Origin of the sequence: Pseudomonas sp. Leaf48 (assembly GCF_001421885.1) — a bacterium.
In the GTDB taxonomy this organism is placed as follows: domain Bacteria; phylum Pseudomonadota; class Gammaproteobacteria; order Pseudomonadales; family Pseudomonadaceae; genus Aquipseudomonas.
In genome coordinates, this window is the sequence record NZ_LMLH01000005.1 from 21,570 (window position 1) to 46,464 (window position 24,895).

Annotated in this window: 23 protein-coding genes and 1 pseudogene; 6 read left to right on the top strand and 18 right to left on the bottom strand. The window is 59.8% G+C overall.

Features of this window, described 5'->3' with window-relative positions; genetic code table 11:
* Nucleotides 1-20: 20 nt before the first annotated feature.
* Entirely contained in the window at nucleotides 21-359 is a 339-nt protein-coding gene (locus ASE98_RS05795) for an FKBP-type peptidyl-prolyl cis-trans isomerase (protein WP_060540428.1), read from the top strand.
* A gap of 140 nt (nucleotides 360-499) precedes the next feature.
* Here the strand turns inward: ASE98_RS05795 and ASE98_RS05800 are convergent, their stop codons facing one another.
* The 5 genes from ASE98_RS05800 to ASE98_RS05820 form a co-directional block, all read right to left on the bottom strand.
* Nucleotides 500-1,519, bottom strand: a complete 1,020-nt coding sequence (locus ASE98_RS05800) for a branched-chain amino acid aminotransferase (RefSeq protein ID WP_060540429.1) — start codon at nucleotides 1,517-1,519, stop codon at nucleotides 500-502.
* A gap of 268 nt (nucleotides 1,520-1,787) precedes the next feature.
* A complete protein-coding gene (gene lpdA / locus ASE98_RS05805; protein ID WP_060540430.1) occupies nucleotides 1,788-3,170 on the bottom strand; it encodes a dihydrolipoyl dehydrogenase in 1,383 nt (460 codons plus the stop codon).
* A gap of 3 nt (nucleotides 3,171-3,173) precedes the next feature.
* Nucleotides 3,174-4,454: a dihydrolipoamide acetyltransferase family protein gene (locus ASE98_RS05810; RefSeq protein WP_060540431.1), complete on the bottom strand. Its 1,281-nt coding sequence runs from the start codon at nucleotides 4,452-4,454 to the stop codon at nucleotides 3,174-3,176.
* Nucleotides 4,455-5,513, bottom strand: coding sequence for an alpha-ketoacid dehydrogenase subunit beta (locus ASE98_RS05815; protein WP_060540432.1), 1,059 nt, complete (start codon nucleotides 5,511-5,513; stop codon nucleotides 4,455-4,457).
* 1 nt (nucleotide 5,514) lies between these two features.
* A complete protein-coding gene (locus tag ASE98_RS05820) occupies nucleotides 5,515-6,750 on the bottom strand; it encodes a 3-methyl-2-oxobutanoate dehydrogenase (2-methylpropanoyl-transferring) subunit alpha (protein ID WP_060540433.1) in 1,236 nt (411 codons plus the stop codon).
* 185 nt (nucleotides 6,751-6,935) lie between these two features.
* On the opposite strand from ASE98_RS05820, the gene bkdR reads away from it, so the two are divergent.
* The gene (gene bkdR / locus ASE98_RS05830) at nucleotides 6,936-7,424 is read left to right on the top strand and encodes a Bkd operon transcriptional regulator BkdR (protein ID WP_060540435.1); all 489 of its coding nucleotides are present in this window, start codon (nucleotides 6,936-6,938) and stop codon (nucleotides 7,422-7,424) included.
* Nucleotides 7,425-7,482: 58 nt separating this feature from the next.
* On the opposite strand, the gene ASE98_RS05835 is transcribed toward bkdR, so the two are convergent.
* Nucleotides 7,483-8,346: an MBL fold metallo-hydrolase gene (locus tag ASE98_RS05835; RefSeq protein WP_060540436.1), complete on the bottom strand. Its 864-nt coding sequence runs from the start codon at nucleotides 8,344-8,346 to the stop codon at nucleotides 7,483-7,485.
* Nucleotides 8,347-8,449: 103 nt separating this feature from the next.
* Here ASE98_RS05835 and ASE98_RS05840 point away from each other — a divergent pair, with 103 nt between their 5' ends.
* From ASE98_RS05840 to ASE98_RS05850, 3 genes are all read left to right on the top strand, one after another.
* The gene (locus ASE98_RS05840; protein WP_060540437.1) at nucleotides 8,450-8,791 is read left to right on the top strand and encodes an ArsR/SmtB family transcription factor; all 342 of its coding nucleotides are present in this window, start codon (nucleotides 8,450-8,452) and stop codon (nucleotides 8,789-8,791) included.
* 168 nt (nucleotides 8,792-8,959) lie between these two features.
* Nucleotides 8,960-10,204, top strand: a complete 1,245-nt coding sequence (locus ASE98_RS05845; RefSeq protein WP_060540438.1) for an NAD(P)/FAD-dependent oxidoreductase — start codon at nucleotides 8,960-8,962, stop codon at nucleotides 10,202-10,204.
* Between the two features lie 9 nt (nucleotides 10,205-10,213).
* Nucleotides 10,214-11,014: a sulfite exporter TauE/SafE family protein gene (locus tag ASE98_RS05850; protein ID WP_060540439.1), complete on the top strand. Its 801-nt coding sequence runs from the start codon at nucleotides 10,214-10,216 to the stop codon at nucleotides 11,012-11,014.
* 3 nt (nucleotides 11,015-11,017) lie between these two features.
* Here ASE98_RS05850 and ASE98_RS05855 read toward each other — a convergent pair whose 3' ends face one another.
* From ASE98_RS05855 to ASE98_RS05890, 8 genes and pseudogenes are all read right to left on the bottom strand, one after another.
* Entirely contained in the window at nucleotides 11,018-11,887 is an 870-nt protein-coding gene (locus tag ASE98_RS05855) for an aldose 1-epimerase (RefSeq protein ID WP_060540440.1), read from the bottom strand.
* A 59-nt stretch (nucleotides 11,888-11,946) separates the two neighbouring features.
* Nucleotides 11,947-13,227: a TRAP transporter large permease gene (locus ASE98_RS05860; RefSeq protein ID WP_060540441.1), complete on the bottom strand. Its 1,281-nt coding sequence runs from the start codon at nucleotides 13,225-13,227 to the stop codon at nucleotides 11,947-11,949.
* The gene (locus ASE98_RS05865) at nucleotides 13,228-13,755 is read right to left on the bottom strand and encodes a TRAP transporter small permease (protein WP_060540442.1); all 528 of its coding nucleotides are present in this window, start codon (nucleotides 13,753-13,755) and stop codon (nucleotides 13,228-13,230) included.
* A gap of 79 nt (nucleotides 13,756-13,834) precedes the next feature.
* Complete coding sequence (locus ASE98_RS05870) at nucleotides 13,835-14,806, bottom strand: TRAP transporter substrate-binding protein (RefSeq protein WP_060540443.1); 972 nt, start codon at nucleotides 14,804-14,806, stop codon at nucleotides 13,835-13,837.
* An 82-nt stretch (nucleotides 14,807-14,888) separates the two neighbouring features.
* On the bottom strand, nucleotides 14,889-15,776 hold the full coding sequence (locus ASE98_RS05875) for an SMP-30/gluconolactonase/LRE family protein (RefSeq protein WP_060540444.1): 888 nt from the start codon (nucleotides 15,774-15,776) through the stop codon (nucleotides 14,889-14,891).
* Nucleotides 15,777-15,829: 53 nt separating this feature from the next.
* On the bottom strand, nucleotides 15,830-16,654 hold the full coding sequence (locus ASE98_RS05880) for an NAD-dependent epimerase/dehydratase family protein (protein ID WP_060540445.1): 825 nt from the start codon (nucleotides 16,652-16,654) through the stop codon (nucleotides 15,830-15,832).
* 239 nt (nucleotides 16,655-16,893) lie between these two features.
* The gene (locus ASE98_RS05885) at nucleotides 16,894-18,192 is read right to left on the bottom strand and encodes an OprD family porin (protein WP_060540446.1); all 1,299 of its coding nucleotides are present in this window, start codon (nucleotides 18,190-18,192) and stop codon (nucleotides 16,894-16,896) included.
* 267 nt (nucleotides 18,193-18,459) lie between these two features.
* A pseudogene (locus ASE98_RS05890) lies at nucleotides 18,460-18,635 on the bottom strand (copper homeostasis membrane protein CopD); the annotation flags it as partial.
* A 131-nt stretch (nucleotides 18,636-18,766) separates the two neighbouring features.
* Here ASE98_RS05890 and ASE98_RS05895 point away from each other — a divergent pair.
* Nucleotides 18,767-19,387, top strand: a complete 621-nt coding sequence (locus ASE98_RS05895) for a TetR/AcrR family transcriptional regulator (protein WP_060540448.1) — start codon at nucleotides 18,767-18,769, stop codon at nucleotides 19,385-19,387.
* A gap of 52 nt (nucleotides 19,388-19,439) precedes the next feature.
* Here the strand turns inward: ASE98_RS05895 and ASE98_RS27530 are convergent, their stop codons facing one another.
* The 4 genes from ASE98_RS27530 to ASE98_RS05920 all read right to left on the bottom strand — a co-directional run bounded on the left by ASE98_RS27530 (nucleotide 19,440) and on the right by ASE98_RS05920 (nucleotide 24,768).
* On the bottom strand, nucleotides 19,440-20,237 hold the full coding sequence (locus tag ASE98_RS27530; protein ID WP_330219607.1) for an RHS repeat-associated core domain-containing protein: 798 nt from the start codon (nucleotides 20,235-20,237) through the stop codon (nucleotides 19,440-19,442).
* 588 nt (nucleotides 20,238-20,825) lie between these two features.
* Nucleotides 20,826-21,680 (bottom strand): RHS repeat-associated core domain-containing protein (locus ASE98_RS25600; RefSeq protein WP_156465477.1); only part of this gene is annotated, 855 nt, incomplete at its 5' end.
* Nucleotides 21,681-22,125: 445 nt separating this feature from the next.
* A complete protein-coding gene (gene preA / locus ASE98_RS05915) occupies nucleotides 22,126-23,400 on the bottom strand; it encodes an NAD-dependent dihydropyrimidine dehydrogenase subunit PreA (protein WP_060540451.1) in 1,275 nt (424 codons plus the stop codon).
* The gene (locus ASE98_RS05920) at nucleotides 23,401-24,768 is read right to left on the bottom strand and encodes an NAD(P)-dependent oxidoreductase (protein ID WP_060540452.1); all 1,368 of its coding nucleotides are present in this window, start codon (nucleotides 24,766-24,768) and stop codon (nucleotides 23,401-23,403) included.
* Between the last annotated feature and the right edge of the window lie 127 nt (nucleotides 24,769-24,895).

Here is a 24,895-nt window from a genome sequence, read left to right on the forward strand (position 1 = left end):
GAACGTGAACGAGTACGAACATGACCAACGAACTACAAATCATCGACCTCGAACCCGGCGCTGGCAAAGCCGCCGTCAAAGGCGCACTGATCACCACCCAATACCGCGGCTGGCTGGAGGACGGCACTGAATTCGACTCTTCCTACAGTCGAGGCAAACCTTTCCAGTGCGTAATCGGCACCGGTCGGGTGATCAAGGGCTGGGACCAGGGAATCATGGGCATGCAGGTCGGCGGCAAGCGCAAGCTGCTGGTGCCGGCGCATCTGGCTTATGGCGAACGCACCATGGGCAAGATCACACCCAATTCGAACCTGATTTTCGAGATTGAACTGCTGGAAGTGCTGACCCGGGATGACTGATTGACGCATCAACTCAGTCAAATGTTGAACCGAGTCGCCTGCATCGCCAGCCAGCCGGCTCCTACGGGGGGCTGCATCAGCCACAAAAAAGCCGCCTTCAACATCGAAGGCGGCGCTTTTTACGACCGGTGGGTGTCAGGTCAGACCTTGACGATCCAGCCCGCTGGTGCTTCGACGTCGCCGGTTTGCACCCCGGTCAGCTCTTTGTAGAGCTTCTGGGTGACCGGACCGACTTCGGTTTCGCTGTGGAACACGTGCAGGTGGTCGTTGTAGCTGATGCCACCGATCGGCGTGATCACGGCAGCGGTACCGCAGGCGCCGGCTTCCTTGAAGTCCGCCAGCTTGTCGATGAACACGTCGCCTTCAACCACTTCCAGGCCCAGACGGGACTTGGCCAGTTCGATCAACGACAGGCGGGTGATGCCTGGCAGTACCGACGGCGAGTTCGGGGTTACGAACTTGTTGTCGTGGGTAATCCCGAAGAAGTTGGCCGAACCGACTTCCTCGATTTTCGAGTGGGTCATTGGGTCCAGGTAGATGCAGTCGGCAAAGTGGGCTTTCTTGGCCTGGGAGCCTGGCATCAGGCTGGCGGCGTAGTTGCCACCGACCTTGGCGGCACCGGTGCCTTGTGGCGCGGCGCGGTCATAGCTGGAGATGAGGAAGTTGTGCGGAGTCAGGCCGCCCTTGAAGTAGGCACCGACCGGGATGCAGAAGATCGAGAAGATGAACTCGGGGGCGGTGCGCACGCCGATGTTGTCACCCACGCCGATCACGAACGGGCGCAGGTACAGCGCGCCGCCGGTGCCATAAGGCGGGATGAAGCGCTCGTTGGCGCGGACCACTTCCTTGCACGCTTCGACGAACTGCTCGGTGGACACCTGCGGCATCAGCAGGCGGGCGCAGCTGCGTTGCATGCGCGCGGCGTTCTGATCCGGGCGGAACAGGTTGATCGAGCCGTCCTTGCAGCGGTAGGCCTTCAGGCCTTCAAAGCACTGCTGGCCATAGTGAAGGGCAGTGGAGCCTTCGCTGATGTGCAGCACGTTGTCTTCGGTCAGGGAGCCTTTATCCCACTCACCGTTGCGCCAGTGCGACAGGTAGCGTTTGTCTGTCTTGATGTAGTCAAAACCCAGCTTGTCCCAATTGATGCTTTCGTTACCCATGACACCCTCTATCACTGAACAACCGTCGAAACGGTTCAAGGCTTCTGACATTTTTTTGGATGGGGACAACAATACTTCATTCCGGGCCGGTTTCGCAGCCCGGACTATCGGCTAATCGGCAGAAATAGTGTCGCTCTGGAGAATTCGCGAGCAAGCCCGCTCCCACAGTAGTTTCTGGTGTTTGCAAAATTTGTGTTCACTGCAAATCACCTGTGGGAGCGGGCTTGCCCGCGAAGAGGCCATCAGCCACGCCACCCATTGTCCTCGATCACAGATGCAGCGCGTGGCCAAGGGCCCGCAACGCCGCTTCCTGCACTGCCTCGCCGAGCGTCGGATGGGCGTGGATGGTGCCGCCGATGTCTTCCAGCCGCGCGCCCATTTCAAGGCTCTGGGCAAACGCCGTGGACAATTCCGACACCCCGACGCCCACCGCCTGCCAGCCGACAATCAGGTGATTGTCCCGACGGGCGACCACTCGCACGAAGCCGCTTTTGGACTCCAGCGTCATCGCCCGGCCATTGGCGGCGAACGGGAAGCTCGAGACGATGCAGTCCAGCCCCGCAGCCTTGGCGTCGTCCGGGGTCTGGCCGACCACCACCAGTTCCGGGTCGGTAAAGCACACGGCAGCAATGGCGGTCGGGTTGAACTGGCGGGTCTTGCCGCTGATCAGCTCGGCGACCATCTCGCCCTGGGCCATGGCCCGGTGCGCGAGCATCGGCTCACCGCTGAGGTCGCCGATGGCATAGACGTTGCGCATGCTGGTCTGGCAGCGATTGTCGATCTTGATCGACGAACCGTTCATCTGCAGATTCAGCGCTTCAAGGTTCCAGCCCTGGGTGTTGGGCTTGCGCCCGACAGCCACCAGCACCTGATCGGTTTCCAGGTTCAGGGTGTCGCCATTCGGCTCCAATACCTGCAGTGTATTGTTAGAAGAATCAAAGCCTTGCACGCTATGTTTCAAGTAAAGCTTCACGCCAAGTTTTTTCAGTTCGTCATGGACCGGTTGGGTCAATTCGGCGTCATAGGCCGGCAGGATGCGCTCCTGTGCCTCGACTACGCTGACCTCGGCGCCTAGCTTGCGATAGGCGATACCCAGTTCCAGGCCGATGTAACCGCCACCCACCACGATCAAGCGTTTGGGCACCGAGGTCGGCGCCAGGGCTTCGGTGGAAGAGATGATCGGCCCGCCAATCGGCAGCATCGGCAGGTTCACGCTCTTCGAACCGGTGGCCAGCACCAGATGCTCGCACTGGATGCGCGTGTCGCCGACCTCGACGGTCTTGCCGTCGATGACCTTGGCCCAGCCCTGTATGACCTGGACCTTGTTCTTCTTCAGCAGCGCCGCAACGCCGGTGGTCAGGCGGTCGACGATGCCGTCCTTCCATTCCACGCTCTTGGTGATATCCAGGCTTGGCGCCGAAACACTGATACCCAGGGCCGAGTGCTGGCTGTGGTGTTGTGTCTGGTGGAACTGCTCGGCCACGTGAATCAGTGCCTTGGACGGAATGCAGCCGATGTTCAGGCAAGTACCGCCCAGGGATTGGCCTTCCACCACAATGGTCGGGATACCCAGTTGGCCGGCACGGATCGCCGTCACATAACCGCCAGGGCCGCCGCCGATGATCAATAGCTTGGTGCTCAGAGACTGCATGCCTTACTCCATGAACAGGGTTGCGGGTTGTTCGAGCAGGCCGCGTACGGCCTGGATGAAGAGCGCCGCGTCCATGCCATCGACCACGCGGTGATCGAAAGAGCTGGAGAGGTTCATCATCTTGCGGACCACGATCTGGCCTTTGATCACCATCGGCCGTTCGACGATCTTGTTGACGCCGACGATAGCCACTTCCGGCAGGTTCAGCACCGGGGTGCTGACGATGCCGCCAAGGGCGCCAAGGCTGGTCAGGGTGATGCTCGAGCCGGACAGTTCGTCGCGGCTGGCCTTGCCATTGCGGGCAGCGGTGGCCAGGCGGGAGATTTCCGCCGCGTTGTCCCACAGGCTGCGGGCCTCGGCATGGCGCACTACCGGCACCATCAAACCGATGTCGGCCTGGGTGGCGATACCCACATGCACCGCGCCGAGGCGGGTGATGACCTGGGCTTCGTCGTCGTAACGGGCGTTGATCTGCGGGAAATCACGCAGGGCAACGACCAAGGCGCGCACCAGGAACGGCAGCAGGGTCAGCTTGCCGCGAGTGGCGCCATGTTTTTCGTTCAGGTGTGCACGCAGCTCTTCCACGGCAGTGACGTCGATTTCTTCGACATAGCTGAAATGCGCGGCGCGCTGGGTGGCGTCCTGCATGCGCTGGGCAATCTTGCGGCGCATGCCGATCACCGGGATCTGTTCTTCGTCGTTACGCTGGGCGTAAGTGGCAGAGGCAGGTGCCGATGCATTCGACTGACCCTGGGCCAGGTAGGCATCGAGGTCGTCGTGCAGCACGCGACCGGCCGGGCCGGTTCCGCGAACCAGACGCAGTTGAATGCCGAGGTCCAGTGCATGCTTGCGCACGGCCGGGGAGGCCAACGGGCGCTCATCGGCTTCGCGGGCTACCATCGGGCCTTGGCAGACGGCGGCTCGTGGTGCTGCAGCAGCGACCGGTTTGCTTTGCACTACGGCTTCAACTTTCGGCGCCGCAACCGGCGCTTCTTTAACCACAGGCGCCGCAGGCTGAGCCGACTCCTTGACGTTGCCCGCGCCTTCGACTTCGATACTGATCAGCACACTGCCGACCGCCATCACTTCGCCAGGCTGGCCGCCCAAGGCAATCACCTTGCCATGAACCGGCGACGGAATATCGACCATCGCCTTGTCGGTCATCACATCGGCGAGCACCTGATCCTCGACGACCATGTCGCCGACCTTGACGTGCCACACCGACAATTCAACTTCTGCGATGCCTTCGCCAATGTCCGGCATCTTGATAACGTGAGTACCCATTCAGACCTCCATGACCCGTTTCAAAGCCGCGCCCACTCGGGACGGACCAGGGAAATACGCCCACTCTTGCGCGTGCGGGTAGGGGGTATCCCAACCGGTGACGCGTTCGATCGGCGCTTCCAGGTGGTGGAAGCAGTGCTCTTGTACCAGTGCAGCCAGTTCCGCACCGAAACCGCAGGTGCGGGTGGCTTCGTGGACGATCACGCAGCGCCCGGTTTTCTTCACCGACTTGGTGATGGTTTCCAGATCCAGCGGCCACAGGCTGCGCAGGTCGATCACTTCGGCATCGATACCGGTCTCTTCCGCGGCGACTTGCGAGACATACACGGTGGTGCCGTAGGTCAGGATGGTCACGGCCTTGCCCGGGCGGGTGATGGCGGCGACGTCCAGCGGCACCGTGTAGTAACCGTCCGGCACTTGTGCGGCAGGGTGTTTCGACCACGGGGTTACCGGGCGATCGTGGTGGCCGTCGAACGGGCCGTTGTACAGGCGTTTTGGCTCAAGGAAGATTACCGGGTCATCGTTTTCGATGGAGGCGATCAGCAGGCCCTTGGCGTCGTAAGGGTTGGACGGCATTACCGTGCGCAGGCCGCAGACCTGGGTGAACATCGCTTCGATGCTCTGGCTGTGGGTCTGGCCGCCATAGATGCCGCCGCCACAAGGCATACGCAGGGTCATTGGCGCGGTGAATTCACCGGCTGAGCGATAGCGCAGGCGCGCCGCTTCGGAAATGATCTGGTCCGACGCCGGGTACACGTAGTCGGCGAACTGGATCTCGGCCACCGGGCGCAGACCATAGGCGCCCATGCCCACGGCGACGCCGACGATGCCGCTTTCGGAGATCGGTGCGTCGAACACCCGGGAGGTGCCGTATTTGTTCTGCAAGCCTTCGGTGCAACGGAACACGCCGCCGAAGTAGCCCACGTCCTGGCCGAACACCACGACATTGTCATCGCGCTCAAGCATCACATCCATGGCCGAGCGCAGGGCCTGGATCATGGTCATGGTGGTCGTGGTCATGGCGGTTTCCAGCTGGATATTGTTGTTGTGATCGTTCATGTCAGATCCCCAACTCTTGACGCTGGCGCTTCAAGTGCTCCGGCATCTCTTTGTAGACGTCTTCGAACATGGTCGCGGCGCTTGGAATCTGGCCGCCGGCGAGGGTGCCGTACTGTTCGGCTTCTTTCTGCGCGGCAATCACTTCGGCTTCCAGCTCGGCGCTGACGGCGGCGTGTTCCTCTTCGGACCACTGGCCGATTTTCACCAGGTGCTGCTTGAGACGCGCAATCGGATCGCCCAGGGGGAAGTGGCTCCAGTCGTCGGCAGGACGGTATTTCGATGGATCATCGGAGGTCGAGTGCGGGCCGGCGCGGTAGGTGACCCATTCGATCATGGTCGGCCCCAGGTTGCGGCGCGCACGTTCAGCAGCCCAGGCCGAGGCGGCATAGACCGCGACGAAATCGTTGCCATCGACGCGCAGGGAGGCAATCCCGCAGCCGACGCCACGACCGGCAAAGGTGGTCGCTTCACCGCCGGCAATGGCCTGGAAGGTGGAGATCGCCCACTGGTTGTTGACCACGTTGAGGATCACTGGCGCACGGTAGACGTGGGCGAAGGTCAGGGCGGTGTGGAAGTCGGATTCAGCGGTGGCACCGTCGCCGATCCAGGCGGAGGCGATTTTGGTGTCGCCCTTGATCGCCGAGGCCATGCCCCAGCCCACGCCTTGCACGAACTGGGTGGCAAGGTTGCCGGAAATGGTGAAGAAACCGGAATCCTTGACCGAATACATGATCGGCAGCTGACGTCCCTTGAGCGGATCGCGCTCGTTGGACAGCAGTTGGCAGATCAGGTCTACCAGCGGCACTTCGCGGGCCATCAGGATGCTTTGCTGGCGGTAGGTCGGGAAGCACATGTCGTCGATGTTCAACGCCAGGGCCTGGCCGCTGCCGATGGCTTCTTCGCCAAGGCTCTGCATGTAGAACGACATTTTTTTCTGACGCTGGGCGACCACCATGCGGTTGTCATAGATGCGCGTCTTGAGCATGGCGCGCATGCCTTTGCGCAGGATCTCGCTCGGTACGCCTTCAGCCCACGGACCGAGGGCGTTGCCCTGGTCGTCGAGCACGCGAATCAGGCCCTTGGCCAGATCAGCCGTGTCGGCAGGTTCAACGTCGATGGAAGGTTTGCGCACCGTACCGGCATCGGTCAGACGCAGGTAGGAAAAGTCGGTTTTGCACCCTGGGCGGCCCGAGGGTTCGGGAACGTGCAGGCGCAGCGGTTCATACGCTTGATTCATGGCTTTTTCGCTCGATCTTGTGAATTTCTTGTAGTGAGCTGACCGTCATTCTTCGATAAAAGAAATCTTGTCCTACAACAATCATAGGCCCGGCCAAGAAGAATATTTCTCTCTGTTTCATTGCGCTAAAGGTCATTTGCAGATAAAAAAACTGCATAAGCATAAAAAACAGGTGGCTTTATCTCATGCGCAAACTGGACCGTACCGACATCGGCATTCTCAACAGCCTTCAGGAGAATGCGCGCATCACCAACGCCGACCTCGCACGTTCGGTGAACCTGTCGCCGACGCCGTGTTTCAACCGGGTCAAGGCGATGGAAGAATTGGGCCTCATTCGCGAGCAGGTGACGCTGCTGGACGCGGACCTGCTGGGGCTGCACGTCAACGTGTTCATCCACGTCAGCCTGGAGAAGCAGGTAGAGGAGGCGCTGCAGCATTTCGAAGAGGCAATCGCCGATCGCCCGGAAGTCATGGAGTGCTACCTGATGGCCGGCGACCCGGACTACCTGATCCGGGTGCTGGTGCCGACCATCCAGTCCCTGGAGCGCTTCATGATGGACTTTCTGACCAAGGTGCCGGGGGTGGCGAACATCCGCTCGAGCTTTGCACTCAAGCAGGTGCGGTACAAGACGGCGCTGCCTTTGCCGTCTAATGGTTTGACGTTGGGGGCTTGACGTTGGGGACTTGAAGCCAGCATGCCTGATCGTTCCCACGCAGTGGGAACGATCGGTCTTAAAACTGATTGATCGGAATTTTCAGGTAGGTAACGCCATTGTCTTCCGCTGGCGGCAAATTGCCCGCCCGCACATTCACCTGAATCGCCGGCAGCAACAGTGTGGGCATGCCCAGCCCGGCATCGCGCTGGGTGCGCATGGCGACGAAGGCGCCTTCGTCGATGCCGTCACGCACGTGGATGTTGCTTTTGCGCTGCTCGCCGACGGTGCTCATGCAGTGGGACTCACGGCCCTCGGGCGGGTAGTCGTGGCACACGTAGAGGCGCACGCTGGCGGGGAAGGCCAACAGTTTGTGGATTGAAGAGAACATCTGCTGGGCATTGCCGCCGGGAAAGTCGCAACGGGCAGTGCCCACGTCAGGCAGGAACAGCGTGTCGCCCGCCAGAATCACGTTACCGTCGACCAGGTAGGCCATGTCCGCCGGGGTATGGCCGGGTACATGCAGGGCGGTGGCCTTGAGGTTGCCGATCATGAACGATTCATCGGGTGCGAACAGGTGATCGAACTGCGAGCCGTCGACGCGAAATGACGGCTCCAGATTGAACAGCGCCTTGAACACGTCCTGGACCTTGCTGATCGACTCGCCAATGGCGATTTTGCCGCCAAGCTCCCTGCGCAGGTACGGCGCGGCGGACAGGTGATCAGCATGTGCGTGGGTTTCCAGCAGCCATTGCACCTGCAGTGCATGGGCGCGAATGAACGCGATGATTGTGTCTGCCTGGGTGGTCGCGGTACGCCCGGAGGCGGCGTCGTAGTCGAGCACCGGATCGACGATCGCACACAGACCGCCATCAGTCTCGTAGACCACGTAGCTGTAGGTCGAGGAGGCGGGGTCGAGGAAAGCTTCAATCAGCGCGGGCATGGACACGAACCTGTGCAGGGGAAGAAAAGTGAGTCATGGCTTGCAACACTTTATGTAAAAACATAATGTGTACAGCTTAAGTGACATTGAAGGCATCCTGCAAATGCAATCCAGTCTGACCGAATGTGAAGTCGCTCAACTGCGCGCCTCGGCCTCCAAGGCATGTGCGCTGCTCAAGGCCCTGGCCAATGAGGATCGCCTGTTGATCCTGTGCCAGCTGACCCAGGGTGAGCGCAACGTCGGCGAGCTGGAAAAAATGACCGGCGTGCGTCAACCGACCCTGTCCCAGCAATTGGGCATCCTGCGCGATGAGGGGCTGGTCGCGACCCGTCGTGAAGGCAAGTACATTTTCTACGGTCTCGCCAGTCACGAAGTGATCCAGGTGATGAAGACCCTCTCCGGGCTTTATTGCGGGGCTGTGCTTCAAAGCTGGGTGCAACCTTGATGCCGGCCAGCGCAACTCAATAATGTGGGAGCGGGCTTGCTCGCGAAGGCGGCGTGTCATTAGACATATACGTTGGCTGACACACCGCCTTCGCGAGCAAGCCCGCTCCCACAGTTGTTTTTTGTTGAGGCCGGCAAAAATCCTTTCGTGCAACAAAAGGAACAAGCAATGAACGATCAACACTGGGGCCCATCCATCAGTGCAGATATCGTGGTCATCGGCGGTGGCACGGCGGGTATCGGCCTTGTCGCCAGCCTGCTCAAGCGCAGCCCGCACCTGAGCATCACCGTGATCGAACCCAGCGCCCAACACTTCTATCAGCCGGCCTGGACCCTGGTCGGTGGTGGTGCGTACAACGTCAAAGATACCGTTCGGCCCATGGCATCGGTGATGCCGCGCGGGGCCAATTGGTTGCAGGCTGCCGTGACGGGCATTGATCCGGTCCAGCGCCAACTTACCCTCAGTGACGCGCGCACGGTCAGCTATCAAAACCTGGTCGTCTGCCCCGGCCTGCGCCTGGCCTGGGAGAAAATCGAAGGCCTGGAGGATACCCTCGGCCAACACGGTGTGACCTCCAACTACAGCTATCAGCACGCGACCTACACTTGGGAGCAGGTGCAGAAATTGCGCGGCGGCAAGGTGCTGTTCACCCAGCCCGCCATGCCGATCAAATGTGCGGGCGCGCCACAAAAGGCGCTGTACCTGTCCTGCGATCACTGGAACAGGACCGGTGTGCTGAACAACATTGACGTCGAATTCAATCTTGCCGGCGCGGCGCTGTTCGGTGTGGCGACATTTGTTGCGCCGCTGATGAAGTACATCGATAAATACAAGGCCCGGTTGGCGTTCAACTCGAACCTGGTAAAAGTCGACGGCCCGGCGAAAACCGCGTGGTTCGAAGTCAAGGACGCCGATGGCACGGTCACCCGCCAGGCAAAAACCTTTGATCTGCTGCACGTCGTGCCACCTCAAGTATCCCCGGACTTCATCGCCCAGAGTCTGCTGGCCGACGCCGCCGGCTGGTGCGAGGTCGATCCTCACAGCCTGCAGCATCCACGCTATCCAGGCGTGTTCGCACTGGGCGATATCTGCGGCACCAGCAATGCCAAAACCGCCGCGGCGGTGCGCAAGCAGATAGTGGTCGTTGCCGAAAACCTGCTGGCCTTGCGCAAGCAACAAGCGCTGCCGCTGAAATACGACGGCTATGGTTCTTGTCCGCTGACGGTGGAGAAGGGCAAGGTGATCCTTGCCGAGTTCGGTTACGCGGGCAAGTTGTTGCCCACTTTTCCCCTCGACCCGACGACCGCGCGCCGCTCGGCGTGGTGGCTAAAGGCGACACTGCTGCCGTGGTTCTACTGGAACGGTATGCTCAAGGGCCGCGAGTGGCTGACGCGCATGTCCAAGGTCGACTGAGAACTCCCTATGTTGCTGGCAAGTCTGTTTGGCGTGGTGATGGGGTTGGTGCTGGGATTGACCGGTGCCGGTGGCGGGATTCTCGCGGTGCCGGCGCTGGTGCTGGGCTTGGGCTGGAGCATGACCCAGGCCGCCCCGGTGGCATTGTTTGCCGTTGGCAGCGCGGCGGCGGTCGGCGCCATTGACGGTTTACGCCATGGCCTGGTGCGCTATCGCGCGGCGTTGCTGATCGCGGCACTGGGTGCGGTGTTTTCCCCGGTGGGCATCTATTTTGCCCATCAGTTGCCGGAAAAAGTCCTGATGATCCTGTTCAGCCTGCTGATGGTCATGGTGGCCTGGCGCATGTTGCGCCGTGAACGCAAGGACGAGGGTCCCAGCGATCATGGCCACGCCAACTGGGGTCAGAAGAACTGCATGCTCGATCAACAAACCGGGCGCTTCTCCTGGACCGCCAAATGCACCGCGACGCTCGCGGCCCTCGGCGCCGTGACCGGGGTAGTGTCGGGGCTGCTCGGTGTTGGTGGTGGCTTTCTCATCGTGCCGGCTTTCAAGCAATTGACCGATGTGCAGATGCGCGGGATCGTCGCCACCTCCCTGATGGTGATCAGCCTGATTTCCGCCATCGGGGTGATCGGTGCGTTCCATGCGGGGGTGCGCATCGACAGTCTGGGGGTAGCCTTTATCGTCTCCAGCATCGTCGGCATGGTCATCGGCCGGCAGCTCTGCGCGCGGGTGCCGGCGCGGGCGTTGCAGGTCGGGTTTGCCAGTGTTTGCCTGGTGGTAGCCGCCTATATGTTGCTGCGCGCCTGAGCCTTACAGCGGCCGATACTGGAGGCTGAAACCCAGTTCGCTGGACTGTCCCTGTTCCAGCAAGCGCAACCCCGGCCGACCCGGCAAATGATGGGCATTGACCGGGTGGCTGACCGGTTCGATACAGAAAAAATCCAGGCCCACCGGGCAATACAGCAGGAAGTAATCACTGCCGATGGCCTGGCAGTCCAGCTCGTAACCGAGGTCGGGTTGCTGGATCAGGCACTGGCCATCCCATTCGCAGAACCCATTGTCGACCAGCGTCTCGGGCAGCGCTTTGAGCTGCTGAAAATCCCATTCGGCGGGTAACGCGCTGAGCTGCGTCGGCAGTTTTCTCGCATCGCACAGCCATACCTGAGCGGCCGCAGCCTGCAGACGGGTGTTGGCGCTGCGCGGAAGATAGGGATGCAACCCCAGGCCGTGCCACGCGGCGCGTTCGGCCAGGTGGGTGACGTGCAACTCGATGCTCAGTTTGCCGCCAGCCAGATGGAAACGCTGTACGGCGCGATAGGCGAAGGGGCTGGTGCTGTCCAGTTGCAGGACCGCCTCATCTGCCGAGTGCGAGACCACCTGCCACGCTTGCTGCCAGGCGCTGCCGTGAATCGGCAGGGGATCGGTGAGGCTGTTGGGCGCCAACGCCTGCCAGCCATCCGGGCATTCGAAGCCGCCATCGGCGATGCGGTTGGACCAGGGTATCAAGGGATAGCAGCCGAGTTTGCCGGGCAGGCCGGTGTTCAGGGCGCGCTCATCGGAGTGTCGGAGCAAGGGCTGTCCGGTGCTGCGCACGGTCCAGTTAACGATGCTGGCGCCGAGTTCAGGGGCGAGGGTGAGGTGGGTGAGTTCGTCTTCGAGTTCGATCAGTGTCAGCGACATGGAGACCTGCTTTCATATTGGTTGTGGCAAGGGAGGATGCGCCTCCCTTGCCTTGAACATCACAACACCAGATGCGGCAACCACAGCGACAGTGCAGGAATGTAGGTCACGGCCATCAGCACCAGGAACAGCACGCCGTAGAACGGCAGCAATGCTTTCACGGTTTTTTCGATACTCACCTTGCCCACTGCCGACCCCACGAACAATACCGCACCCACTGGCGGTGTGATCAATCCGATCCCCAGGTTCACCAGCATGATCATGCCGAACTGCACCGGGTCTACACCGATGCCCAGAATGACCGGCATCAGGATCGGCGTCAGGATCAGGATCAGCGGCGCCATGTCCATCACCGTGCCGAGCAATAGCAGCATGACGTTGATGCACATCAGGATCACGTAACGGTTGTCCGACAGGGTCAGGAACATCGTGGTGATCTTCGCCGGGATCTGCATCAGGGTCATGATGTAGCCGAAGCTGGCAGCAAAGCCGATCAGGATCATCACAATCGAAATCGTGCGCACCGTGCGGTGCATCAGTTTCGGCAGTTCGCGCCACTTGTAGTCGCGGTAGATGAACATGGTCACGAAGAACGACCAGAGCACGGCAATCGCCGCCGACTCGGTGGCGGTGAAAATGCCCGACAGAATGCCGCCCAGGATGATGACCATGGCCATCAGGCCCCAGAGCGCTTCGCCGCAGATCTTCAGCGCTTCGCGCATCGGAATGACTTCACCTTTTGGGTAGTCACGCTTTTTGGCGAAGATCAGGCACAGCACCATCAGGCACGCGCTCATCAGCAGGCCCGGCACTACACCGGCCATGAACAGCGAGGCGATCGACACTGTGCCGCCGGCGGCCAGGGAGTAGAGCACCGAGTTGTGACTCGGCGGGGTCAGCAGGGCTTGCACCGAGCCGCTGACAGTGACCGCGGTGGCGAACTCCCGCGGATAGCCGCGACGCTCCATCTCCGGAATCAATACCGAACCGACCGAAGCGGTGTCCGCTACCGAGGAGCCGGAGATCGCGCCGAAGAAGGTCGAGGCCATGATGTTGACCAGGGACAGGCCGCCGCGCACGAAGCCCACCAAGACCCCGGCAAACGCCACCAGACGCCGGGACATGCCGCCCTCGGCCATGATCGCGCCGGCCAGGACGAAGAACGGAATCGCCAGCAAAGAGAACTTGTTCACGCCCCCGGCGACCTGAATCATCAGGGCCTGGAACGGGATATCGATCCACCATGCGCCGATCAGCGCCGATAGCCCCAGGGCGTAGGCGACCGGCATGCCGATCAGGATCAAAGCGATAAAACTGCCGAGCAGTATCAGAGCGTCCATTTAGGCGGCACCTTCGTTTTCTTCAACGAGGTCGAAACGCACGACCCGACGATTGCTCTGATCACCGAGCAAGAGTTTTTCCAGGACAAAGATCAAGGTCAGCACGCCGCCAATCGGAATCGGCATGTAGGTGATGCCCACACGCAGGGTTGGCATGGAGCTCATGAACTGGTTCCAGGTCGACAGGCAAAGCTTGGTGCCCCAGATGGCCATGAACAGGCAAATGGTCGCCATCAACAATTGCGAAAACACGCTGGCGGCTTTGCGCATTTGCGGCTGCATGCGGTCGGTGAGCATTGCCACCGCCATGTGCGCGCCGGCGCGATAACTGGCGGCCGCGCCGATGAAGGTGAACACCATCATCAGCAGAATCGCCGTGGGCTCCGGCCAGCTGGAGCCGGTGCCCAGGACGTAACGGGCGAAGACACCCCAAGGGATTATCAGCGCAATGGCCAGGACCGACAGGCCCGCGACCCAGATGCAGGTCATGTAAATCCTGTCGTTGATACGCAGCAATAGATTCTTCATCGGGTTCCACCGTAACCGGGCGCGCACTGACGTTTATCAACGTCAATGGCGCCTGGCCTTTCTTCAAATGCAGGGAGGGTTACTGGACGGCTTCGATGCGCTTGATCAGATCAGCGTACGGCGCGCCGTATTTTTCGCGGACCGAGGCGGTGGCTTCGTAGAAAGGTTTCTTGTCGACGGTGATGAACTCGACGCCGGCGGCCTTGAGTTTTTCTTCACTGCTGGCCGATTTTGCATCCCAGAGGATGCGCTCCTGGGCCTGGGCAGCCTTGGCGGTTTTCTTCACCAGGGCTTGCTGCTCAGGGGTGAGTTTTTCCCAGGTGATTTTCGACATCACGATCGGCTCGGGCAGGATCAGGTGACCGGTCAGGCTGTAGTACTTGGCGTTCTGGAAGTGGTTATGTTCAAGCAGGGTCGGCGGGTTGTTTTCCGCGCCGTCAATCACACCGGTCTGCAGGGCGCTGAAGATTTCGCCGGTATCCATTGCGATACCGTTGCCGCCCATGGCGTTGATGGTTTCGATGAACATCGGGTTGCCTTGTACGCGAATCTTCATGCCCTTGAGGTCGGCCAGGCTGCGTACCGGTTTCTTGGTGTAGATGTTGCGCGTACCGCCATCCATCCAGGCCAGGGCGACCAGGTTGAATTCGGAGTTGGTGATTTTGTCGAGGATCTCGTCGCCAACTTCACCGTCGATGACTTTGCGCATGTGCGCCTGGTCGCGGAACACGAACGGCATGTTGAACACGTTTACGTCCGGCACTACTGGCCCGACGATACCCAGGCTGACCCGGGCCATCTGGATGGCTCCAACCTGGGCCTGCTCGATCACTTCTTTTTCCGAACCGAGCACACCACCGGCGAACATCTTGAAGGTCAGTTTGCCGTCGCTGTCGGCCACCAGGGTCTTGCCCAGTTGCTCTTCGGCCACCACGGTCGGGTAACCGGCCGGGTGGATGTCGGCGAATTTGATTTCCAGCGCGTAAGCGGCGCTGCTGAGGGAGAAGGCGAGGGGGAGTGCGGCGGCGAGCAAGGTGCGTTTGAAGTCCATGGGGGTGTCTCCAGTTTTATTGTTTTATTGTTTTATTGTTTTTTTGTTCAAGGCACAGCGTTGCAGCACAATCAGCTGCGGTTCAGTTGTTGAAAATGGGCTCAGGCAGGCCCTGTACACCGGGGTTCAGCGCAAACACGCCACCGGCCAGGGACTGCGGGTCATGGTCGTCACCGGGGCGGATCGAGGTCACGAACAGTGTGTCCAGTCGACTGCCGCCGAAGGCGCACATGGTGGGTTTTTTCACCGGGACGGTGAGGGAGCGGTCGAGCTTTCCTTCGGGGGTGAAACGGTGGATCAATCCGGCATCGTTGGCGCAGATCCAGTAGCAGCCCTCGGCATCGACTGCGGCGCCGTCGGGGCGACCACAGTATTGATTCATGTCGACGAAGACCCGGCGATTGGAGGGGGTGCCGGTGTCGATGTCGTAGTCGAAGGCCCAGATCTGCTGGATTGAAGGATGAGAGTCGGACAGATACAGGGTGCGACCATCAGGGCTGAAGCCCAGGCCATTGGGCACGATGAACCCGCTCAATTGTGCGTCGAGCGGCCCGCGTTGCCCGGCGCTGTAGCGATACAAGGTGCCGTCGACGGCATTGGCTGCCATGTTCAGCACCATGCTGCCGGCCCAGAAACGGCCCTGGCGATCGCAGCGCCCGTCGTTGAGGCGCATGTCGGGGCGGGCATGGTCGACGAGGGCCAGTAACTGACTGTCAATGCTGCCGTCGCGGTGCGGATGCAGGTGGAAGAAACCGCTCTCCATTCCGGCCACCCAGCCACCGTTTTGGTGGCGAGTGATACAAGCGAGCATTTGCGGGGTTGTCCAGGCCTGGACACGACCATCCTCGGCATTCCAGCGTTGCAGCGTGCCAGCGGGGATGTCTACCCAGTACAGGGCGTTTTCCTCAGGCACCCAGACCGGGCTTTCACCGACCGCATTGCGGGCATCGACAATCAATTCGGCTTGCATGGCGACTCATTCCCTTGGGTTTTTGTTGTGGGGATCAAGTGGTGGGCAAAGGCTCAGTCGCCGAACGGGCCGGCTGCGCAAAAGGCACCGCCCTGATAGAGCCGCGCCGGATCATCGGCTGCCGGCAGTGGCTGCGTCTCGACCTTGCTGCGGAATACCTCGGAAGTATCGTTAGGGGTGTACCCGAGGGCCGTGGCGTAGCGGTTGTCCCACCAGACGTCCTTGTTATCGGAGGCGCCGTAGATAACGGTGTGGCCGACATTCGGCGTGTACAACGCGCGCTCGAGCAATTGAGTCAGGTCGCCGAAGCTCAGCCAGGTGCTCATCATCCGGCGGTTCTGTGGTTCCGGGAAGGAGGAGCCGATGCGCACGCTGACGGTTTCGATGCCGTAGCGATCGAAGTAGAAGGTGGCCATGTCTTCGCCGTACGACTTGGACAAGCCGTAGTAGCTGTCCGGGCGGCGAGGGGAGTGGGCGTCAATCACTTCACCCTGCTTGTAGAAGCCGATGACGTGGTTGGAGCTGGCGAAAATCACCCGTTTCACGCCGTGGCGACGCGCGGCTTCGTAGATGTGGAATACGCCGCAGATGTTGGCGCCCAGAATATCTTCAAACGAGTGCTCCGTGGACACGCCGCCGAAGTGCAGGATCGCGTCGACGCCTTCGACCAGGTCATGCACGGCCTGCTTGTCGGCCAGGTCGCAGTTCACGACTTCTTCGCGATCATCAATCGCCGGGGCGATTTCAGCGATGTCCGACAGGCGGATGACGTTGGCGTAAGGGCGCAGGCTTTCGCGCAAGACTTTACCGAGGCCACCGGCGGCGCCGGTCAGCAGCAGGCGGTTGAATGGAGTGCGAGTGGTTGCAGTGGTCGTCATGGGAATCCTGGACAAACAGTTGTTGTTATCGAATTGTTGTAGGTTGTCGTATGACTGGCGTGAAGTATCGTTAGGGTTTCCGTTACTTGTCAACGCGACCTTGGTGGTAATTGACGGAGGGTCATCACTGTCCCTGCTGCGCAAAATCTCGGTCCCGTAGGGGCCGGCTTGCTGGCGATGGCGATCGGGTGGACGCCATCGCCAGCAAGCCGGCTCCTACAGGGGGGGATCCCCGGGGTTTACAACAACGAAATCGGATAGCTGACGAAAATGCGGTTCTCATCGAATTCGTTGGTGCTGAAGTCCTTGCGGATGCTCGCGTTGCGCCATTTCACGTTGAGGTTCTTCAGCGCGCCACTCTGCACGGTGTAGGCCAGTTCCGATTCGCGGCCCCATTCCTTGCCGTCAGTGATGACCCCGGTGTGCACGTTGTCACCGCTGATGTAGCGGTTCATCAGGGTCAGGCCCGGCACGCCGAGGGCGGCAAAGTTGTAGTCGTGGCGCACCTGCCAGGATTTCTCCTTGGCATTGTCGTAGCTGGAGTTGTAGCTATCGTTGGCCAAGGTGCCGCCGCTGGTGCCGTTGACACGCATCCAGACATCGTCGCCGCTGAGTTTTTGCAGGCCGACATAAAAGGTGTTGCCGCCGTACTTGGCCGAGAGCAGGGCAAAGGCGGTTTTGTTGTCGAGGTCGCCAGCCAGGGCACTGCCATCTTCCTTGCCGATGAAATAACCGAGGTTGGCCCCCAAGGTCCAGTCGCCGATTGGCTGGCTGTGGCTCAGGTTGAAGTATTGCTGTTGATAGATGTCGCTAAGTTCGGCATACCACACGCCGATCTGTGTGCGTTTTTCGTTGAGGGCGTACTCGCCGCCGCCGAAGTTGAAACGGTCCGATGTGAAGGCCGCCGATTTACCGTTCATGAACATGTCTTGCATGCTCGCATCGTTGCGCGGACTGTTCTGGCGGAACTGGCCGCCATACAGCGTCAGGCCGCTGATTTCGGTGGAGGTCAACTGACCGCCCTGGAAGGTCTGTGGCAGCGAACGACCGTCGTCGGAACGCAGGACCGGCAGCACCGGCATCCACTCGCCGACCTTCAGTTCGGTTTTCGAAATTTTCCCTTTCAGCGCCACGCCCAGGCGGCCGAAACTGTCAGCCGGGCGGCCATCGCCATGGATCGGCAACAACTGCGTGCCGCCGGTGCCCTTGCCGCCATCGAGCTTGACTGATACCAATCCCAGCACGTCCGCACCAAAGCCTACCGGGCCTTGGGTGTACCCGGATTTGGCGTCGAAAATGAAGTTCTGCGTCCACTCTTCGGCCTTGCCTTGGGGGTAGGCCGGGTTGACGTAGTTGCGATTGATGTAGGCGTTGCGCAGGTTCAGGTTGACCTTGGCGTCATCGGTAAAGCCTTCGGCCTGGCTGCTCATGGGCAGGGCCAGGGCCAGGCCGCTGCAGCCAATCAGGCTCAGGGTATGGCGACGGACGAAGGCAGGACGTGGACTACGGGCGGAGTAATGGCGGACGGGTTTGCTCACTGTGACGCTCCCTTGTAGCTTGTTGTTTTTATTTTTTGTTATACGTCGTCGTACAACATTGGTGGCGATATTTGCGGGAATTCGGCGGGATGTCAATCAGAAGTTATACGATGACTCGTGGCAGGCAGGTTGCAATGGTGTTCCTTGTGGGAGCGGGGCTTCTAGGATCGCCACACCGTCTCGATGGCGGGGTGTCAGTCGCCGATGATGCTGGATTTGCCGGCCTTATCGCTGGCAAGCCTGCTCCACAGTAATCCGAGTGTCAGGTCACCCGGAAACCATCGGTGGCAGGGTGCCGAGCAAAGAAACCGCCGCAACCCACCCAACCCCAACAGCCACTCCAGGATCACGCTGCTACGCAGGGCGTCATGGCGTGTTTCACTGTCATTGATCCGCAGACGCAGGGCAGCGGCAGTCAGGGTGTTCTTGAGCAGCATCGAGAGTACCTCACAGGTCAATTCCAAATGCGCCCGGTTTACCCACAGACGGCGGCAGTACGAAGTTTCCTGTTCCCCTGTCGCCGCGATCCAGAGCGGGTGTTAGTCTTGATCAACGCTGTTGCCGGGGAGCCCTCATGGGCAATCACAAGATCGAGATTCGTCGCAGTAACGTCGAAAAGATTCTGCTGGGCGCCGAAAAAGTCTTCGCCGAAAAGGGCTTCGGCGGCACCGCCATGGCGGACATCGCCGCCGAAGTGCAACTGCCGCGCTCCAACCTGCATTACTACTTCAGTACCAAGACCGAACTGTACAGCGCCGTACTGTTCGATCTGCTGGAAGTGTGGAAGCAGGACGCCCTGTGCTTCGAGCTGTTCGACGATCCCCGGGTGGTGCTCAGCAGCTACATCCGCGCCAAGATGAACCACTCGCGCAGCCGGCCTCATGGCTCAAAAGTCTGGGCCAACGAAATCATCCATGGCGCACCGACCCTGGGCAGCGCCCTGGACGAAAGCCTGTACGACTGGGCCAAGATGAAAGAAGCGAAGATCCGCCAGTGGGTGGAGGACAAACGCATCCTGGCGGTGGAACCGTCGAGCCTGCTGTACATGATCTGGGCCTCGACCCAGCATTACGCTGACTTTGATCATCAGGTGAATATTCTCAACGATCACCAGCCGCTGTCGGACATGCAGTTCGAGCGAGCGGTGCAGACGGTGACCGGGGTGATTTTGCGGGGGATTGGGTTGGAGCCGTAGTGTGTGCGTCTGTCACACGCTTTGGTTTTGGTTGAAAATAGATAATGCCGGTCTATTTTGTTTTATTTCTCGGTAGTTTATTGAATTGATTCATGACGTAAGCTTTGTTCTGGCGTCGGATGCTATGCAAGCTCCTGCGCAAGCCTTGTATTGTTTTGTTCCTTCGTTCACCTGATTTCATGGCTTTGGCGGTCGTCATTTTTTCTTCGGCGACAAGCAATTTTCTGTACGTCTCTGGGTCCAGCGGTATATGCATAATTTCACCTCGAGCAGCGAGTTCATCATAGTCCCATGCGGCTTGTTTTTGTCGTTCTCGATAATTACGCGTTTTTTCCAGGCTCGGGGAGTTTGTAGGGTTGCGGTACCTCGGCTTGTCTGGTCCCTCCGGAGGCAATATCTTGTATAAGTTAAGCTTTGAACCACTGGGGGTTGGTCTAGTTGTGATAGTTGGAGCAGTTGGAGCAGTTGGAGCAGTTGGAGCTCCGATGTTCCCTGCAATTGGTGTAATTGTAATAGTTGGAGTGGCGCTGCGCGCTGAAAATATTATAACCGGATCAGTTTGAGTGGCGATGCTCGTTTTAATCGGTCCAGCTGATGCAGTTTGGGTGGCCATGTGCAATGGGCGCATGTTAAACCTCACTGGCACATGGCCGGTAGGATCGCGAAAGTTAATAGGATCACCTGCGCAATAGGAATATGGATTAATCCCGCCCTCGCCAAAAGGGCTTAATTCATCCGGGCTGTTGAAACGCATCAAAACCGGATTGAAAGCACGTGTTCCCTGTCCCAATAGATAATGACCGGTTATCGCATCCGGTGCCTCACCATTAAATCCCAGCAAGCTGCTCAAACCACATTCGCCAGTTCGATGCCCATAAGCGGTATAAACATCTGCTGGCGGTTCGTTCGTGCAAGAGTTTGCAATACTGAATGCGCTCGATCGGTTGCCAGCAGCGTCGTGTCATCAACACCGGAAGCGGTCCGATGTTGGGCCAGTGGCTCCTCCCCGTGGCGCAGGATCGTCAAANGAATGCGCTCGATCGGTTGCCAGCAGCGTCGTGTCATCAACACCGGAAGCGGTCCGATGTTGGGCCAGTGGCTCCTCCCCGTGGCGCAGGATCGTCAAATGCACCTGATCCCCCATTTCGGTCACCAGGTCGTCTTCCTGATAGAAACGTTGCGTGCTCGCCCGACCAGCCGAAGTCTCGCCCGTCAGACGGTCCAGTGGGTCGTAGTGATATTGACGCAGCAATTTCATCGAAGTCATGGGCGCAGTTCCCTTTGGCAGCTCGTTGGTTTAAGCCTCGGGCATTTTTGGGGTGTCGTCTACTAGCAGAACTGATAGGTAGGCGCGTCAATCTGTACAAGTGGACCAATATGAAAGAATCGGAGCTCTGCCGGTGCATGAAGAACTAATGTAACTGTGGCGCAACTGCCATTATTTGCCTCTGATATGTTGGGAGGTTTTAATTTCCTTGTGGTAATTAAAGACACTAAGTTGTTTGATTCGAGCTGACTGCCAGCTTATTATTTGTTTTAATTTATGGCGCCTTGAACTGGTGTCTTTGGTTTTGGGAAGTCTGCTTAGCTCCTCAGTTGCGTTCCGGTATTTAGATTTCATTTCTTCCGTGGCCACGGTCGTGATGTCATTGGAGTTTTTTATTTCATCGTATCGTATAGCGTCGTTTATAAGAGTTCTATTTTGTTTTCCACGCACAGACTTAGGTTTGTCGACTCTGCTTGGGTGTTTTTTTACCGGTGGCAAGTCGTATTCAAACGGCTTCGCTGTTGCGAGGTTTGTTTTAGTGGTTTTTTGGTATCGAGAATGGTTTATCGGATTTTTGACAATAACCGAAATCTTATTGTTGATTAGATTCATTCCTGCATCGTAGTGGTGAAAACCCAAAAACCGGATCCATTGCCAATATTTTCCGGTGGGATCGTAGCGGTTGATCGGGTCTCCCCCGCAATACGCATACGGATTTACTCCACCTGAATCAAATGGGCTCAACTCATCCGGGCTGTTAAATCGCATCAAAACCGGATTGAAAGCACGCGTTCCCTGTCCCAACAGATAATGACCGGTTATCGCATCCGGGGCCTCACCATTGAACCCCAGCAAGCTGCTCAAACCACTTTCGCCAGTTCGATGCCCATAAGCGGTATAAACCATCTGATGGCGATTAGTTCCTGCTAGAGTTTGCAATACTGAATGCGCTCGATCGGTTGCCAGCAGCGTCGTGTCATCAACACCGGAAGCGGTCCGATGTTGGGCCAGTGGCTCCTCCCCGTGNAAGAGTTTGCAATACTGAATGCGCTCGATCGGTTGCCAGCAGCGTCGTGTCATCAACACCGGAAGCGGTCCGATGTTGGGCCAGTGGCTCCTCCCCGTGGCGCAGGATCGTCAACTGCACCTGATCCCCCACTTCGGTCACCAGGTCGTCTTCCTGATAGAAACGTTGCGTGCTCGCCCGACCAGCCGAAGTCTCGCCCGTCAGACGGTCCAGTGGGTCGTAGTGATATGCACGCAGCAATTTCATCGAAGTCATGGGCGCAGTTCCCTTTGGCAGCTCGTTGGTTTAAGCCTCGGGCATTTTTGGAGAGGCGTCTACTAGCAGAACTGATAGGTGTGAGGCCTTGAGGTCGGCGCTGTAGTTGCTGGCCTCATCGTCGCAACGCCGCCCGGACCAAGTCCGGGCGGCGTTGCGACGATTGCGTCAGTCAAGGCGCCGCTGATTTCACGACGCGACGTGATACGGATTCCTCGGATCATGATTCCAATCCAGAAACGGCTTGCCCGTCGCCACCGGCACCATCTCGATGCAATCCTGCACCGGGCAGGTGATCTGGCAAAGATTGCAGCCCACGCACTCGTCATCGATCACTTCATAGGCATGGGTACCGTCGGGTTTCTTCAGGCTGGCAATCGCCTGGTGCGAAGTGTCCTCGCAAGCAATGTGACAGCGGCCACAACCAATGCACGCCTGCTGGTCAATCCTGGCAATCACCTGATAGTTGATGTCCAGGTACTTCCAGTCCGTGGTGTTGCCCACCGCGCGGCCGGAAAATTCTGAAATGCTGGCGTAACCCTGACTGTCCATCCAGCGCGACAAGCCGTCCTTCATCTCCTCGACGATCCTGAAACCGTGCAACATCGCCGCCGTGCACACTTGCACCGCGCCGCTACCCAGGGCGATGAACTCCGCGGCATCGCGCCAGTTGCCGATGCCGCCGATCCCGCTGATCGGCAAACCCCGGGTCTGTGGGTCGCGGGCGATTTCGGCGACCATGTTCAAGGCAATCGGCTTGACCGCCGAACCGCAATAGCCGCCATGGGTGCTCTGGCTGCCGACCATGGGGTTGGCGACCATGCGTTCCAGGTTCACGCTGGTGATCGAGTTGATGGTGTTGATCAGCGACACCGCATCGGCGCCGCCACGGTGAGCGGCGCGTGCGGCGACGCGGATGTCGGTGATGTTCGGCGTGAGCTTGACGATCACCGGCAGCGAGCAATAGGTCTTGCACCAGCGAGTGACCTGCTCGACGTATTCAGGCACCTGGCCGACTGCCGCACCCATGCCCCGTTCCGGCATCCCGTGGGGGCAACCGAAGTTCAGTTCGATTCCGTCTGCGCCGGTGGCTTCCACCAGCGGCAGAATGTGTTTCCAGGACTCTTCGACGCAGGGCACCATCAAGGACACGATGAGGGCACGGTCCGGCCAGTCCTTTTTGACCTGGGTGATTTCCCGAAGGTTGATCTCCAGGGAGCGATCGGTGATCAGCTCGATGTTGTTGAAACCCAGCACCTCACGGTTGGCGCCGAAGTGCGCTGAATAGCGCGACGACACGTTCACCGCCGCCGGGTCTTCCCCCAGGGTTTTCCAGACCACGCCACCCCAGCCCGCCTCAAAGGCGCGGACCACGTTGTAGGCTTTGTCTGTCGGCGGCGCCGAGGCCAGCCAGAACGGATTGGGTGCTTTGATGCCGGCGAAGACAATCGACAGATCGGCCATTTATGCAGCCTCCACGTTAAGCATCAGTTGTGCGTTGATTGCTTCGGCGGCACGTTTGCCGTGTTGCACCGCTTGCACGGTGAGGTCCTGGTCGAGGCTGGTGCAGTCACCGCCGGCATATACACCGGGGATACTGGTGCGTAGCTGTTCGTCGACTTCGATGCGCTCGCCCTGACGCTTGAGCTCTCGGGCCAGCGGGTCGGCGAGGGCGCTGTTGTCGAAGGCCTGGCCGATGGCCTTGAAGATGGCGTCGGCGGCCAGTTCGAAAGTTTCGCCAGTGCTCTGCAGGCGCCCCTCGACCAGATGCGTGCGGGCGAAACGCATGCCGCGCACCCGGCCGCTGGCGTCGAGCAGGACTTCCTGGGGTTGGGCCCAGGTCAGCAGGCGCACCTGATTGGCCTTGGCAATGTCCTGTTCGTGATCAGTGGCGCCCATGTCCTCGGCGCCCCGGCGGTACACCAGGTTTACGTCGCGGGCACCGAGGCGGGCCATTTGCACGGCCATGTCGATGGCGGTGTTGCCTGCGCCGAGGACGATGCAACGGTCGGCCAGCGGCAGCTGCGTCAGGTCATCGGCCTGGCGCAGTTCGCGGATGTAGTCGGTGGCGGCGAGCAGACCCGGCGCGTCTTCGTGAGGCAGACCCAGTTGCTTGCTGGCAGCCAGACCGAGGCCGAGGAACACCGCGTCGAACTGCTGGTGCAGTTCGCTGAGGGTCAGGTTGTCTCCGAGCTTGTGCCCGTGGCGGATTTCGATGCCGCCGATCTGCAGCAGGAAGTCGAGCTCCTTCTGCGCGTAGTCGTCCACCAGTTTGTATTTGGCGATCCCGTATTCGTTGAGGCCTCCGGCCTTTTCCCGGGCCTCGAAAATCACCACGTCGTGCCCGTGCATGGCGCTGCGATGGGCGCAGGACAAGCCGGCCGGGCCGGCACCGACCACCGCGATGCGTTTACCGGTGGCGGTGGCGCGCTGGAACGGGTGTGTAGCGAAGTGCGCGTTGTCCACGGCGTAGCGTTGCAGCAGACCGATCAGCACCGGAGCGCATTCCTGGGCGTTATTGCGCACGCAAGCCTGCTGGCAGAGGATTTCCGTCGGACAGACCCGGGCACAGCTGCCGCCGAGGATGTTGGCCGAGAGGATTTTCTGCGCCGCGCCCTGCACGTTGTCGTGCTGGATGTTGCGGATGAACGAGGGAATGTCGATCTCGCTTGGACAGGCATTGATGCACGGCGCGTCATAGCAATACAGGCAGCGCGAGGCTTCGAGGTGAGCCTGGCGCTCGTTGAGCGGCGGCGCCAGGTCGCTGAAATGGCCGGCGAGGGCGGCGGCGTTTTCAATGGGACGGGGGAGGTGGGTCAGGGTCTTGATCACGGTTATGGCCTCACGGTGATGGAGGTTCTGCCTCTGTCGGGCATTGGTTGTTGTGGCGTCTGTGATAACGCTATCGCTGGCAAGCCAGCTCCAATTACAGGAGGGGCTCGGGTGTTCACAAATCCCG